Annotated in this window: 9 protein-coding genes; 7 read left to right on the forward strand and 2 right to left on the reverse strand. The window is 39.2% G+C overall.

Annotated features, from left to right (window positions below; all coding sequences use genetic code 11):
• The first annotated feature begins 65 nt into the window (after window positions 1–65).
• The 4 genes from RM539_RS08195 to RM539_RS08210 all read left to right on the forward strand — a co-directional run bounded on the left by RM539_RS08195 (window position 66) and on the right by RM539_RS08210 (window position 3,567).
• A complete protein-coding gene (locus tag RM539_RS08195) occupies window positions 66–659 on the forward strand; it encodes a lipid-binding SYLF domain-containing protein (RefSeq protein ID WP_311502898.1) in 594 nt (197 codons plus the stop codon).
• A 97-nt stretch (window positions 660–756) separates the two neighbouring features.
• Window positions 757–2,190, forward strand: coding sequence for a dihydrolipoyl dehydrogenase family protein (locus RM539_RS08200; protein WP_311502899.1), 1,434 nt, complete (start codon window positions 757–759; stop codon window positions 2,188–2,190).
• 5 nt (window positions 2,191–2,195) lie between these two features.
• Window positions 2,196–2,903 carry a TIGR04283 family arsenosugar biosynthesis glycosyltransferase gene (locus tag RM539_RS08205; protein WP_311502900.1) on the forward strand — a complete coding sequence of 236 codons (708 nt, stop codon included), beginning with the start codon at window positions 2,196–2,198 and terminating at the stop codon, window positions 2,901–2,903.
• Window positions 2,896–3,567, forward strand: a complete 672-nt coding sequence (locus RM539_RS08210; protein ID WP_311502901.1) for a haloacid dehalogenase type II — start codon at window positions 2,896–2,898, stop codon at window positions 3,565–3,567. The genes RM539_RS08205 and RM539_RS08210 overlap by 8 nt, the downstream gene beginning before the upstream one ends.
• Here RM539_RS08210 and RM539_RS08215 read toward each other — a convergent pair.
• A complete protein-coding gene (locus RM539_RS08215) occupies window positions 3,562–4,932 on the reverse strand; it encodes a mercuric reductase (protein WP_311502902.1) in 1,371 nt (456 codons plus the stop codon). The genes RM539_RS08210 and RM539_RS08215 overlap by 6 nt on opposite strands.
• 106 nt (window positions 4,933–5,038) lie before the next feature.
• Window positions 5,039–8,626 (reverse strand): bifunctional metallophosphoesterase/BamA family protein, encoded by a 3,588-nt coding sequence (locus RM539_RS08220; RefSeq protein ID WP_311502903.1) that lies wholly within the window; start codon window positions 8,624–8,626, stop codon window positions 5,039–5,041.
• 218 nt (window positions 8,627–8,844) lie between these two features.
• Here RM539_RS08220 and RM539_RS08225 point away from each other — a divergent pair, with 218 nt between their 5' ends.
• From RM539_RS08225 to RM539_RS08235, 3 genes are all read left to right on the forward strand, one after another.
• On the forward strand, window positions 8,845–11,631 hold the full coding sequence (locus RM539_RS08225) for a triple tyrosine motif-containing protein (protein WP_311502904.1): 2,787 nt from the start codon (window positions 8,845–8,847) through the stop codon (window positions 11,629–11,631).
• Window positions 11,632–11,881: 250 nt separating this feature from the next.
• Entirely contained in the window at window positions 11,882–14,905 is a 3,024-nt protein-coding gene (locus RM539_RS08230; RefSeq protein WP_311502905.1) for a SusC/RagA family TonB-linked outer membrane protein, read from the forward strand.
• 12 nt (window positions 14,906–14,917) lie between these two features.
• Window positions 14,918–16,381 carry a RagB/SusD family nutrient uptake outer membrane protein gene (locus RM539_RS08235; protein ID WP_311502906.1) on the forward strand — a complete coding sequence of 488 codons (1,464 nt, stop codon included), beginning with the start codon at window positions 14,918–14,920 and terminating at the stop codon, window positions 16,379–16,381.
• Window position 16,382: the final 1 nt, after the last annotated feature.

Below are 16,382 nucleotides of genomic sequence, written 5' to 3' on the forward strand. Positions count from 1 at the left end.
AGAAGCTTAACAGCAATTTATTTTCTGGATTTTTAACTTGAATTGAAATTCTAAAACGAGTTATAATGAGAACAATTGAAAAAAAACTGTACAGGAATTTACTGATGTTAAGCTTCATTTTGTTTACGGGAGGAGTTATAGCCCAAACAAATGATGATTATGAAGAAGATGGATCTGAAGCCATTGTAGATCAGGAAAAGAGAGATGAACTAATTAATGATGCCAACGAATCCAAAGCCGCTTTTATTGAAAACAGCAAGGATCTGAATGATCTTTTTCAAAAAGCAGCAGGCTATGTGATTTTTCCCAATGTAGGAGCCGGAGCTTATATACTGGGAGGAGCTGCCGGTAATGGGGTGCTTTATGAAAATGGAGAAATTCAGGGATATGCAGAATTGCGCCAGGTAGATATAGGCCTCCAGTTTGGTGGTCAGGCTTACCGGCAGGCTATCCTTTTCCAAACCCAGGAGGAGCTGGAAGAATTCAAGGATGGGGAGTATAGTCTTTCCGGAAGTGCTTCCGCGGTTATTATTAAAAAGGGTGAAGCTAAAAGTATAGATTTTAAAGAAGGAAGAGCTATAGTAACCATGCCCAAAGCCGGTGCTATGATAGAAATTTCTGTAGGGGGACAAAAGTTCGAATATCGTGATGCCCAATAATTAATTTATTTTGAAGAAGATAAGTTAAAGCCGGTTTCTTTCAAAAGCCGGCTTTTTTGTTTCTTTTTATAAACGCGCATTTTTATCATAAACTAAAATGAATAGAAAGCAATTTGATCTTATTGTAATTGGTTCGGGTTCCGGCGGACTGGGAATTGCGCTGGGTATGCTGGAGTTTGGGTTTAAGGTTTTACTCGTAGATAAATCTGCGGAAAAAATTGGCGGCGAATGTCTTAATACCGGTTGTATTCCCAGTAAAAGTTTTTTACATGCGGCAAAAATTGTTCAGGAAGCACGAAAAGCGAGGGAATTTGGATTGGAAATTAATGGTAAAACCGATTTTTTAAAGATTTTGGAATATGTAAAACAAAAACAGGAAGTTATCAGGGAGCATGAAAATGCCGGTTATTTACGAAAACAGGGATTGCATGTAATTTTAGGCACGGCAAAATTCATTTCAGAAAAAACTGTTGAGGTGAATGGAAAAGAATACAGCGCCAAAAATATTGTTGTTGCAACCGGTTCTTCTCCCAGAAAGATTAATATAAAAGGCCTGGAATTTACCGATTGCTATACAAATGAAAATATTTTTGAAATTTCTTCCCAGCCTGAAAATTTTATTTTCATAGGAGCAGGCTCTATAAGTATTGAGCTTGCACAGGCTTTTTCCCGGTTGGGTTCTAAAGTTATCATTGTTGACAGGGGAGAAAGAATTTTGAAAAAAGAAGATCCCTTTATCAGCAATGTCCTCCAGCAAAAGCTCGAGGCAGAGGATATTAGGTTCATTCTTAATGCCGAAATTGAAGAAATCCTTTCCTCTTCTGTGGCAGTTATAAAAACGGCAGAAGGAGAAAAAATAGAAATTCCTATTGATGCCATTTTTATGGGGCTGGGACGGGAATTAAATTTTGATAATCTTAATTTAAAAGCCGCGGGAATAGAAATGGATGGAAACAGAATTAAGCTGAATGAAAAGCTACAAACCACGAATAAAAATGTTTTTGTAAGTGGGGATGCGGCCGGCAATATGAAATTTTCCCATGCGGCTGAAATGAATAATATGTTATTGCTGAATAATTTTCTTTCTCCACTGAAGAAGAAACTTGATTTTAGTCATTTTTCCTGGGTGACTTTTACCGATCCTGAAGTTGCCACCTTCGGGTGGAATAAAGAGCAACTAAAGGAAAAAGGTATCTCTTACGAACGGCTGGAAAGTGATTTTTCTGAAAGTGACCGTGCAGTAACCGCCGGTTTTGAGGATGCAAAAATCCTGTTGTTTATTGAGAAAAAAAAGTATAATTCCGGTGCGGCTAAAATTCTGGGAGGGAGCATATTGGCTCCCGGTGCCGGGGAGATTTTTCAGGAACTGGTATTGGCAAATTCTGCCGGAATCTCAATAAAGCAGCTCATGGATAAAATTTATCCTTATCCTACGGCGGCGAATATGCATAAAATCCTTTTTCGTAACAGGATATTAAAGGACCTGAAACAATGGATGAAGAAATTCGTCCGCGAATTTTATAAATTCTGAAAAAGATGATTTCTATTGTTATTCCGGTACTTAATGAAGCTTCCCATATTAAAGAGGTGCTGAACCATACACTTTCTCTGGCTGGAGATTTTGAAATTATTGTGGTAGACGGGGGCTCTGAGGACGAAACTATGAAAATTGTGGATTCTTTTCCTGTAGTGCAAACCTGTAGTTCGGTTAGGGGAAGAAGCCACCAGATGAATGCAGGAGCGGCGCTAGCCAAGGGTGAAATTCTCCTTTTTTTGCATGCCGACACTTTCCTGCCAGATAATTCACTTCTGAAAATTATGGCAGTTATGAAAAAAGAATCACTCGTGGGCGGTAGCTTTTTCCTGAAGTTTGATCATAAACACTGGATTTTATCATTTTACACCGGACTTAGCAAAATCAACAGTTCCTTTTTTACTTACGGAGACCATGCTATTTTTATACGTAATTCGGTTTTTAAGAAGATTGAAGGCTATAAACCTTTATCTTTTATGGAAGATATAGAAATTCAGTTTCGTTTAAAGAGGGAAGGGAAATTTGTAAAATTACCAGTGGGAGTGGTAACTTCAGCAAGAAGATTTGTGGAAGCCGGGCCCGTGAAGCAGTTTTTTCTCGATGTGTTCCTGGTAGGTTTGTACCACATTGGTTTTTCAGCCGATAGCCTAAAAAGATTCTATAAAGACTGGAATTCTTCAATAAAACTAAAAGAACAAAATAATGAATAAAAAACCGCAACTACTTATTTTCGATGTAAATGAAACCCTTCTGGATATGAATCCGCTGAAGGAATCTGTGAATTCTGCTTTTCAAAATGAAAATGCTTTTGATGTTTGGTTTCCCATGCTGCTACAGTATTCCCTGGTTGAAACAATAACCGGGCAATATCACGACTTTTCTGAAATAGCCGCAGCTAGCCTTCAAATGTTAGCTGAAAAATGGGGGTTTTCTTATACCGAAAAAGAAATGAAAAAAATTCTGGAGCCGGTGAAAAAATTGCCTCCTTACCCCGATGTTCCGAAGGGACTGGAAAAATTGAAAAAAGCAGATGTAATTCTTGTCGCACTCACCAATGGTAAACCTGAGGTTGCAGAAGGCCAGCTAATATTTGCCAATATTGACCGGTTCTTTGAACTGATCTTAAGTGTGGAAGTAGTTAAAAAATATAAACCGCATGCGGCTACATATAATTATGTGCTTGAGCAAACAGGTACTTCCGCAGAAAACTCGATGATGGTTGCAGCTCATGGTTGGGATATTGCAGGTGCAAAAAGCGCTGGCTTGAGAACGGCTTTTATTGAAAGAGCGGGAAAAAGTGCTTATCCTCTAGCTGAAAAACCCGATTTGCAGGTAGCCTCTGTCACGACTTTAGCCGAAAAACTGTTATTATAGCTCTAATTCTTCAGGGGATTCCAGCATGGTGGGAATCAATTCACTCACAGTTGGATGAATATGAACGGCATTCCTTATGGTAGTGTAAGGAGTACCGGCATACATTGCATCTATAATGGCATGAATGTATTCATCGGCTCCTGTTCCCAGAAAACTGGCGCCAAGAATTTTATCGGTTTCAGCTTCGATGTAAATTTTCATAATTCCATCTGTTTCTCCCATTTCCTTTGCCCTTGCAACCTTGCTCATTGGCATACTGGCAATTTTAGCCTTTAATCCCTTTTCTTTTATTATGGCTTTATTCATTCCAACCCTGGCCAGGGGAGGATCTGTATATGCTGCATAGCAGGTAAAGCGATCTGATAGTTTTCTTTTCTTGCTTCCGAAGAGATGATCATTCACTATCTGAAAATCGTTGAAGGACGTGTGGGTAAAAGCACCTTCGCCATTGCAATCTCCCAAAGCCCAAATATGTGGAACAGAAGTTTGCAGCTCTTCATTTACCTTTATGTATCCTTTCTCATCCAGCTGAATATCTGTGTTTTCAATCCCTAAATTATGTGTATTTGGAATTCGGCCAGTGGCCACGAGCAGGTGAGTGCCTTCAATCTTTTCTTCGGAACCATTAGTTTTAATACTGATTTCAGCCTTGTTTGCTGATGCTTCTGCACTTATAACTTCAGCATTAAAATAAATTTGAATAGCTTCCTTTTCAAGAATTTTTTTAATGGCTTCTGAAATATCTTTGTCTTCCTGCTTCATTAGGCGGCTACCATGGTCTATTATGCTTACTTTGCTCCCAAATCGACTAAACATTTGGGCAAATTCCAGCCCTATATAACCGCCGCCCACAATAATTAAATGTTCCGGGATTTCTTCCAGTTCCAGCATCGTTTCATGCGTGAGATAAGCTATATCTTTGAAAACCTTAGGAATTCTGGGGCGTGCGCCGGTATTGATAAAAATCCGTTCTGCAGAAATCATCTCGCCGTTAACTTCCAGGCTGTGGTTGTCTTTAAATTTTGCCGTTCCCCGGTAAATAGTTATATGTTCATTTTCATTCAGCATTTTTTCAATGCCTGTCCTGGATTCACCGATGATTTCATCTTTGCGCTTCTTGATTTGATCTAAGTTAATCTTTATATCACCTTGAACTTCAACACCATGGTTTAAGCTGTTTTTTGTAACAAAAGCACGTCTTGCACTGGCAATATAAGATTTGGTGGGAGTGCAGCCGGTATTTACACAAGTGCCTCCAAATTTGCCTTTTTCAACTATGGCTACTTTTTTCCCATTTTTAGCAAGACTGGCTGCAAGAGGATTTCCCGCCTGTCCAGAACCAATAACAATAGCATCAAATTTCATAATGAAAAATATTTTAAAACTTCTGTTAATCCCCGGGGCTTAACTCGAATTTCTTTTCCTGAATCACACCTCGTGGCCTGTCCCCGGTTTTTCTGATTTTGTAGACCTAAAATTTAAAACCGACTGTGAATGTTACACGGTTGCCGTCTTCGCCGTGGTAAAAACCAAGGTTACCTGTTAAGGCATAAAATGCAGTTACCCAAAGCGAACCTCCATAATTGCTGTGCCACCTATTAGAATCTTCAAATTCTGTCCATACCCGGCCATAATCAAAACCTGCGCTCACGCCCATTTGTATGGGAACAAAATTTGTCCTGAACCTGCTTAGTCCGACTCTTAAATCGGTACTTTGATAGAAGGCTGATTTTCCATAAAAACGTTCGTTTCTATAGGCCCGTAAACTTTCATTTCCGCCAATTCGGGCAGCATGATAATATTCATAATTATCGCCAAAAATAATATCTCCGGCTACTTTTGTGGCTAATACAGCAATCCCACTGGGATGCAATGGGTAATCTATAGAAAATGATGGCCTTAAGTATCCAAACCGGTTGTTGTGGTCATCAATGTTGGATTTATAACCAGAAGTTAGTCCTATCCGCATTCCGCGCATTGGATATGCGGGATTGTCCTGGTTGAGGTACTTGTAATTCACCTCAGCACCGGCATAAAATTGCTCGTCAAAAACATCATTTTCTTCTGAAAAAATTTGTCCTATATACCGATGATCATCGTGTGATACCTCCATAGACTGCACCATCGTCTTAAAATAAAAACTGCCGCCGCTATTGCCACGCCAAACTAGTGATGGAGCTATTTCCCGCTGTTGAATACGTGTTCTGTTGAAGTCTCTTTCTACTTCAGACCTGTCATATTCAGTTTCATTACCCGCACCAAAATAGTTCATGGTGAAATTTGGACTGGTATAGCGCCCTTCTATGCGAAAATTCCAGTTGTAAAATATATGTGCAAACTCACCGGCATAATCAAATGAGAAACCGGAGGTGGCAAAATAGTAATCAACCCCAAACCTGTGCCTGGCTTTGAATGGATTATTGGCCAAACCATAAGTTGTAAAAATATCCACCAAACCAATTTTCACACCTTCATCACCATTGTAACCTGCGTTGGGCAAAATCCTGTTGTTTGAATATTTTCGTTTTTCAGAATCATAATTGTTTATATCATAAGAATCTACCAGCCATTTTCGGGATCGGGGATTTTTAATGGTGTTTTTTCTGCTTTTATAATCATACAATTTAGCTCTTTTGGTATTTTCAAAATCGTATATATCATTTTCTTCGCCACCAAGTATCTTTAATTTTATAAGATCATCTCCTTTTCCTTCAATCCTAAAGGTATCATTCCCGTCCAGGCCGTAAATCCAGATATCATCGGTTTCTTCAGCAAAATAGGAATGCCTGAAATATTCAGATCCTTCAGTACTTATGGAAATTTCTGTCTCACCATTGTCTTTTCGGGAAATCAGGAATTCATCGTCTTCATCAGTTCCCGGTAAAATTTCAAATTCATTTAAATAGGAATAATACCTGCGGGCGATATCTTGAAGATTTTCTCTTCTTGCCTTTAAGCTGCTTTTTATATCTTCTATAGTAGTGTCTCTAGCGGCCTCAGGAAGATTTTCAAATGCTTCTTCTACTTCAGCATTGGTCAAATTATCCTGAATGAAATTAACCTGCTCTTCCCAGTCTTCCCAGCGGGAATTCCGGATTAATTTGTTGTCCAGTGGATATCCCGCAAGATTGAACCATTTAACATTATCTACATTTTCATCGTAAGATTCCATTTTTCGAACCAACGGCAATACTGTTTTTATAAGGGAAACAAGTGGGCCATCATACTTTGGAAATGCGAAATCCCTGTCCCTGGGAATCGGCTTATACATCTTTTTGCCGTTTTCCTGCTCATATTCTCCCCATCTCCATTGGTCGTAATGGCGGTCCCAGTCACCAATAAGCATATCCAGTAATCGTGCTCTTATATAGGTGGTTTCATCCACATAGGCATCAGGGTTTTCCCTTAGCTCAATAAAGAGATCTGTGGTACTAAGAATATCGTCGGGAGAACCAAACTTTTCAAATTCTTTGTTTTCATCACCTACATGGGCCTGGAACATATATAATTCATCTCCATATTCATCATTATGAGTACCCAGAGCTTTTTGTTTGGGAACATAATAGATTTCCGGGTGCGCAGTAGATATATCAAGGACATCAGAAATATGGCCAAGGGAGTATCGCGCATAAGGATGTGCTGTGGTAAAAAGATCCATGGCATAACGTTGTGCCACAGTACTATCAACCACATTAATAATATACTGGTCTTTTATTGTTGTAGACTGCAGCCAGCGTAGGGCACTTTTTCTTAATGCACGAAGGGTATATTCATGTTCGTTATCATCAATAAAACGCAGGGAGCGGGATTGCATGCCTCCTCCTTCCTTAAAAGGCTTCAAATTCCCTGGAAGGGTGTCAAGGAAAAGAACTGGTGCTTCTATATTTGTGCTGTAAACATCCCGGTAACGTTCACCCCAAAGCCATGTGTAAATTCCTCCTTTATCTGTTTCTTCCGAAGTATAAATGGAGGAGGTCTTGGTCCTGCCAAAATCTGATTTCTCATTATAGGAAACCTTATCCATGCGTGTCCATTCCCTCTTTATATCTTTGCTGAAGAGAAGCTGCGGGCCATCCTGGGTAACTTCAAAGAATTCTACCATAGAACTCTGGTCGTCATAAACGGTAAGCTTTGCATAGCCATTCTTTTCTGAAATAAAATTTTTCTCGTCCCGGGCCACGGCAGGATTTGTTCCTGCAGCTGCACCACTTATAATCTGTGGAGTTTCATCATCTAACAGGTATTGCAGGTTACGATCGTTGCCTGAAACAAAAATCACATCATTATATTGTCTCGCCAGGGTTTTTAATCTTCCCCTGAGAAACCTTTGTTGCTCGTTATTGTATGACTGGGGAGACAATCCACCTATTTTATCCAAAAATCCAATTCTTGAATTGCTCATTACTGGATGATGAACGGCAACAATAATGGTTTTTCCGTGGCTATCTTTAATATCATCTTTAAAAGCTGCAAAAAACTGTTCCCTGGATTTTATTTCGCATTTATTGTTGATGTATGGATGCTTGTCCCAATTTTCCAAAAACCACTGGGAATCTACCATAAGGAGCACAACATCATCATTGATTTCTTCCTTTTCCAAAGGACAGCCATCATTTGGCCAAAATTCCACTTCAGCATTATCCTGAAGAAATGATTCCATGTCATCCAGGTTTTCCTGTCCTCCACCCTCACGCCACTCATTTGTGCCGGGATTAAAAATCACCTGACCATTAAAGTTTTTAAGAGGCTGCAGTAAATCATCATTTAATTTTTGTTCTACCGTTGCTCTTTCATCTTTATTTTTGGGATAACCTTCTTCTGTAATATTTCCCAGCACGAGAAGACTGGCATTTTCGTCTTCTTGAGATGCTGCTACTATTTGATTAAAAATCACCTGGGATTTAGAATTCTCTAATCCGGTATTAGCCGTAAAGTAAAAGCTATGGGAAATTTCTTTTTCTTTGATAGTAGTGTCTGTTTGGGCCTGGGTAGAAACCACAATCAAACATAAGATAATAGAGAAAAATACAGATTTTGTAAAAAATTCAGCTTTCAGCATAAGGAGCCTTGTTAATGTATTTGGGTAAATTTTAATTGGACGAAGTTTGGAAAAAAAATTAGCAAAATGATAAATTTTAACTGTTTATAACATTCTGAAATATCCGGAACTATTAAAAATGCTTAAAGCAAAGAAGCGGATTTCGGGGGGATGTAATAAAATTCTTGCTATTTTGCGAATATTCACTGATTTAAACCAGAACTAAATTAATAAAGTTTTTGCGTTACACATTTTTTTTAATCGGTTTTCTATCTCAATTTTTCCTGGCGGGGCAGGAATTGCCGCCTGTTGTAAACTACAATCCGAACGATTATGCCGGCGGAAATCAAAACTGGATGATTTCACAGGGATCCGGTCGGAATATTTTTATAGCTAATGGGATGGGATTGCTGGAATACAGCGGGGAAAAATGGAAATTATATCCTGTTCCTAATAAAACCATAGTTCGTTCAGTAAAAGCGGTTGGGGAAAGAATTTATACCGGCGCATACATGGAAGCCGGGTATTGGGAAAAACTGGATTCAGGTAAACTTAAGTATACCAGCCTTAATTCAAAATTTCCAGATAGCATAAATGATGGTGAACAATTTTGGGACATAGAGGAGAGCGGTGGCTACATTATCTTCAGAAGCTTTGTTGGTATTTATTTATTTAACCCTGTTTCTGCGGAAGTCAGGTTACTGCCCAATCCGGCAGGAAAACCAATAACCAACCTGTTTAAGCAGGGCGACCGCATTTATTTTCAAATGGCTCAGGAGGGATTATTCACTATTTATAAGGGCAAGGTGCAACAGGTGATCCCCTGGCGGGTTCTTGGGGAAATTGAGGTAATGGAAATTTTTGGGAGAAAAGGGGAACTTTTAATTGTAACTTCAAAAGGACAGTTTTTTACCTGGAACAATCAGGATTTACAACCGGTTTTAACCAAACTGTCTGACGAATTAGGAGATACAGGAGTCCTGTGTGCAGTACAAATGTTTGATGAAAGCCTGGTGCTGGGAACGGTTGGAGAGGGTTTATACCATGTTGATGCCGGGGGAGAGATTCTGAATCATTTTTATCAGGGGAACGGGCTCATTAACAATACCATTCTGGGGTTATTTGTTGATGAAGAGAATAACGTTTGGGCAGGAATGGATAACGGGCTTAGCGTGATTAACCTTGACTCATCGTTTCGAATTTTTCAGGATGATCGGGGGGAGATTGGTTCTGTATATTGTTCTTACCAAAATGATGATTTTTTGTACCTGGGAACTAATCAGGGGCTTTACTACAGGAATCTGAATGAAGCACATTTTGAATTAATTGAAGGTACCAACGGCCAGGTTTGGAGTCTGCAGGAAATCGATGGAGATCTGTTTTGCGGGCATAACAGTGGTACCTTCCTTATAAATGGAAGACAGGCAGAAAAAATTTCAGACAGGCTCGGCACCTGGACTGTCAAAAGCATACCTTTTAAATCTGATTACCTTATCCAGGGACATTATAATGGAATAAGCTTTCTTAAAAAACAACTGGACGGTTCCTATTCAGATTTGCCAATGTTGCCGGGGTTCCCTCATTCCTCTAAATTTATTGTGCCGGGTGAGGGGGGAGAAGTATGGATAAGTAATGAACATAAGGGCGTGTTTAGACTTCAAATTTCAGATTCTTTGCGCAAACTGGAATCAAATAAAAATTTCATTGTAAATGATGGTCCGGCAATAACCTCCTGTATATTCTTATTCGACGAAAATCTTTATTTCTCATCAAAGGAGAATATTCAAAAATTTGATAAGGAAACAGAGGAATTTACAATTCAGAACCGTCTAAATAAATTGTTGAATGGTATTAATCTGGTTTCAGGGCGAATAGTAGTAGATACAACTGGAAAAATATGGGGCTTTGGAGAAAATGTTCTTTTTAATGTAGAGATGGCGAAGCTAAGTGACAGCTATGAATACAACCCTGTATATATTTCCAAAACATTCCGGAATATTACCCTGGGCTATGAAAATATTAGCCGTCTTAGAAATGGATATTACTTATTAGGTACATCCACAGGATATGTACTTTTTAACAGTTTTGAAGAACAGGATAAGGATTATGAGGTAAGAATTGATGGTATTGCTACTTCAGGCCTTGATGAAGAATGGCTTCAATTAGGTCTTCAGGATAAGCCAAAACTAAATAGCAGGAGCAATAACATGTTGTTCGATTTTAGTATTCCTGTTTACAAAAAGTTTCTTGCCCCTGTTTACAAATATCGTCTCATGGGACTCACACCAAAATGGACGGATTGGAATGAACAGCCTACGGCAATTTTTAAAAACCTTTCTTATGGAGAATATACTTTTGAAGTAAAGTCTAAAGTAGGAGATTATGAAACAGATGTTTCTTCCTACCAGTTTGTTATAGCGAGACCCTGGTACTTTAGTTACTGGGCAATTGCAATTTATCTTTTGATTTTACTGCTGGCCCTTTATGTAGCACATCTCTTATATGAGCGGCATCACCGCAGGCAGGTAGAGCAAAAAGAGAAAGCCTTAAAAATGCAAAATCTTGAAGCAGAGCAAAAAATTATAAAACTTGAGAATGAACGCCTGGAACAGGATATGGCTAACAAAAACAGGGAACTGGCCGCATCTACCATGAGTTTAATTAAAAAGAATGAATTTCTTTCTGATATAAAAAACAGATTGCAAAAATCGGAATCTACACAGGTGAATTCTGTAATAAAAACTATAGATAAAGATATTAGTGAAGAAGATAACTGGAAGTTTTTTAAAAAGGCTTTTAGTAATGCCGATAAGGACTTCTTTAAGAAGATGAAAAGGAAACATCCCGAACTTACTTCGAACGATTTAAAACTGTGTGCTTATTTAAGACTCAATCTTACTTCTAAAGAAATAGCCCCACTTTTAAATATTTCAACAAAAAGCGTTGAGATAAAACGCTATCGTTTGCGAAAGAAGATGAATTTGCCGCGTGAAGTGAATCTTACCAACTATATTCTGGAAGTGTAGCCTTTACAGTACCTGCAAAAAACTCTACATAACCTCTACATCGCTATGTATTAACATTCAGCATAACATTTTCTGTCTTCTTAATTTTGGAGTTTAAAATTCTGAATATGCTATAATATGCTTCTTTTGAAGCGAATTCAACAAAAGTAGCAGGTGGAATTTTGATGTTGTAGGTTTTTTGTAAAGGTAAGTTATGACTTTACTTAACAAACTATTAATAGTTTAGGCGTACAATTAAATCTAGCTACAAATGAATAAATTCACATGTTATTTAATTCTGTTCTTTGGCGGAATGGTATCAGGGTTTTCGCAAACGTTTTCTGTGGAAGGAAATGTTACTGAGGAAAATAATATGCCCCTGCTTGGAGTCAATGTAATAGTTCAAAATGAATCAAGAGGTACAACAACAGATTTTGACGGGAACTTTTCTTTAGACAATGTGTCGGTGGGAGATGTTCTTGAATTCAGTTACCTGGGGTTTGTACCTCAGGAGGTGACCATTCAAAACCAGGATTTCATTAATCTAAGCCTTCAGGAAGATAATGAAGCCCTTGACGAGGTCGTGGTAATTGGATATGGAACCCAGCAACGAAAAGATGTAACAGGAGCGGTTTCTTCTGTTTCTTCTTCAACCATTGAAGAAATTAAGCCTATAAAGCTGGAGCAGGCATTACAGGGCACCGCGGCCGGTGTGAACGTTACTCCGTCTTCAGGAGCTCCCGGTGCTGGTATCAATATTAACATTAGAGGTATAGCATCTAACTCTGTTAATGGACCTCTTGTATTGATAGATGGATACCAGGGAGATTTATCAACACTTAACCCTAACGATGTGGAATCTATTTCTATTCTTAAAGATGCGCAGGCAGCCATTTACGGGATTGCCGGTGCAAACGGGGTAGTATTGGTTACCACAAAATCCGGTAAAAAGAATACGGCCCCTTCAGTTAGGTACGATACATATTATGGGGTTCAGGAGGCTTCAAGGCAGGTTCCTTTACTAAATGCCACAGAATATGCTTTATTGCTTAACGAGAGCTATGCAAACAATGGCCAGCCCCTTCCCTATCCAGACGTAAGCGAACTGGGAGAAGGAACAGATTTTCAAAATGAGGTGTTTCAAACTGCTCCTATTGTTAATCATGATTTAAGTGTAAGTGGAGGTTCAGAAAAAATAACTTATTCTGTTGGCGGATCTCACCTAAACCAGGAAGGGATTATTGGTGGTGATAAATCAGACTATGTGAGAAATACTGCCCGTATTAGTCTGGGAGTTGATATTAGTGACATGTTCAATTTTAGTATGAACAGTATTTATACCAATATTGAAAGGCGTTCTATCAATGAGAATGGTTTGGGATCTGTGCTTTTTAATGCTTTAAATTTCGCACCTACCTTTGGAATTGATGAGGAAGATACAGAAGGAGTTTTAGGGAATGAGATTATTAATCCCCTTGCTCAAATTGAAAATACCTTTAATGACTATAATCTCAATAAATTAAACGGCTCCGCCAATTTGATATTCACTCCTACCGAAGAACTGGAATTCACCACCAGGATTGGTTATAATGTGAACCTTAGCAAAAGCAGGGTTTTTTCACCTGAGATTTTTTATGGGCCAGGGAAAGTGTTTAATAATGAAAGAAGCCAGGTAGATCAAAACAGGATTAACGACAACAGCTATACTTATGACCTGTTCGGTACTTATGAAAATACTTTTATGGATATGCACCACGTAACTTTTACGGGAGGGATGACCGTAATTAGAACCTGGGGAGACGGGCTTTACGCCTCAGGCTTTGATGTGCCAAATAATTCCTGGGAATTTGCAGACATAGGTCTTACCACAGGGACAAATGATGGTATAAACAGTGATTCGTATAAATATGATACCAGGAAACTTTCCTTTTTTGGCCGTCTTCAATATGATTTTGAAGGAAAATATCTTATTTCCGGAATGTTAAGAAGAGATGCTTCCACAAGGTTCAGTCCTGAAAACAGGGTTGGATACTTTCCTTCGGCTACTGCGGGATGGATAATTTCTGAAGAAAATTTCCTGCAGGATTCTGAAGTAATTTCTTTTCTGAAACTTAGAGGTAGTTACGGGATTTTAGGTAATGATGAAGCCGGTAGTGCAGATTTTTACCGGGCCCTGTTAAACGGGGAGGCTACCTACGTATTAGACGGGGCGCTTGTAAATGGTACTGCTTTGGGTACTCTGGCCAACCCTGATGCCGGTTGGGAAGAAGCCGAAAAAATCAATTTTGGGGTGGATCTTCGCCTGTTCAACAATAAATTTGATATTACTGCAGATGTTTTCAGGGAGGACCGAAATGATTTACTGGTAGCCGCTATTCCTGTTTCTGGAATTTTTGGAGGGGGCGCCCCGGGAGCCGGTGCACCAACTATCAATGCCGGGACAACAAGAAATGAAGGTGTTGAATTCGCGATAAAGTATTCGGAGTACATCGGTGAAGATTTTAACTTCAATATAAATTACAATACTACATTCCTTCGAAATGAAGTAACAGAGGTTAATGGTACAGAATTTTTACCCGGAGGTGCTTTTGGAGTTGGGCAGCCGCAGCCGGCAAGGTTTCAGCAGGGATACCCCCTTGGTTATTTCTACGGGTACAGAACTAATGGAATTTTTCAGACACAGGCAGAAGTTGATGCTGCTCCTTCCCAAACCACTTTAGGCGCCGAGGCTTCTCCCGGCGATATCAGGTATGTAGATATTAACGGAGATGGTGTTATTAATACTGATGACCGTACCAACATTGGAGATTATATTCCTGATGTTACCATGGGATTCAACCTGAACCTTAATTACAAAAACTTTGATTTTACAGGCTATATATATGCTTCCTTAGGAAACGATATGCTGAGAAATTATGAAAGGAATCAGCCAAACGTAAACAGGAGTGCTTACTTGTTGGATAGATGGACGGGTACAGGCACAAGTAATACCGTTCCTAGAGTAACAACCGGTGCAACCTCGAATATGGTATTATCAGATTACTATGTGGAGGACGCTTCTTATGCAAGAATCCAAAATGTACAAATAGGATATACATTGCCGGAGGATGCGATTTCTTCAGTAGGCATCAGTTCTTTAAGACTTTATGCAGCTGTAAACAACTTATATACTTTTACAAAATATCGTGGTTTTGATCCTTCAGCCTCAAGTGGAGATGCCATTGGAGGCGGAATTGACTATGGTTTCTATCCTGTGCCGAGAATATTTATGGCCGGGCTTAACCTTAACTTTTAAAATTATTGCGACATGAAAATAAATAAATTCATATTCAAACCAGTATTACTTCTGCTGGCTTTCGGGTTATGCCTTGGTTGTACCGAAGATTACCTGGAAGAAACCGAAGAATATAATATTTCTTCCGAAAATTATTTTAATTCAGAAGAAGAATATTATAACGCTCTTATAGGGGTTTATGATGTCCTGCAGTCTACTTATGTTAATGTTATTATTGGAGAAATAGCTTCAGATAATACCGTTAGCGGCGGGGAAAGTGCTACAGATGTTATTGGCTGGCAGCAAATTGATGAAATGCAGCATTCCCCTGTTAATGATAATCTGGATGATGTCTGGGACTGGAATTTTGCCGGGGTACAACGTGCAAACTATATTCTTGAATTTCAGGATAAAACAGATTTTGAAGGAAAAGAGCAAATAATTGCTGAAACCAGGTTTCTTCGTGCCTATTTTACTTTTGAACTGGTAAAATGGTTTGGGCCTATCCCTTTAAAAGGAGATGAACGTTTCAGGCTTGGGGATGAACAATCTGTTCCCCGTGCCCCTGTAAACGAGGTTTATGACAGGATAGAGGCAGACCTTCAATATGCCGTAGAAAATTTAGATTATACAGCTCCTCAAACCGGCAGGGCCACCAGAGGCTCTGCCCAGGCTCTTCTGGGAAAAGCCTATTTATACCAGGAAGAATTTGATGCCGCGGCAGAAGTTCTTACAAACCTTATTCAGAATGGCCCTTACCAGCTCGTTGATTTTGACATTCTTTTTGAACAGGAAGGTGAAAACAGCGCTGAGTCGATTTTTGAAATTCAGTACAACGGGGCAGAAGGTGCAGGTTTTGAATGTTTACAGTGTAGTGAAGGGAATGTTGCCGTAGGTTTCCAGGGAATAAGAAACTATAGTGGACCGGTATTCGAATCAGGTTTCGGGTTCAATCTTCCGGTACAGGAAGCTTATGATATGTTTTCTGAGAATGATATTCGCCGGGATTTATCTGTTCTTGATATCAGCGAATGGGCTTCAGAAACGGGAGCTTCTTATTCTGAAGGATATAAACATACAGGGTTTTTTAACCGCAAATACCTTCCACGTCAAAATGAGAATGTAGGAGATGCTAACCTTACCCAACCTAACAATTACAGGGCGATAAGATACGCCGATGTATTGTTGATGGCTGCTGAAGCTCTGGTAAGGAGTAATATGAATGAAGAAACAGCCAGGACCTATTTAAATACTGTTAGGGAAAGAGCGGGGCTGGACCCTGTAGAAGTTTCAGGAAACAATCTTCTTGAAGCTGTTTACGATGAAAGGAGGAAAGAACTTATAGGAGAAGGACACCGTTTCTTTGATCTGGTGCGTACCGGCAGGGCTGAAGAAAATATTGAAGGTTTTACTCCCGGAAAAAATGAAATTTTTCCTATTCCTTTAGAAGAAATAGAATTCTCCCAGGGTAACTGGGAGCAGAATCCGGGATACTAAT

The sequence above is a fragment of the Autumnicola musiva genome, assembly GCF_031846585.1.
Lineage (GTDB): Bacteria > Bacteroidota > Bacteroidia > Flavobacteriales > Flavobacteriaceae > Autumnicola > Autumnicola musiva.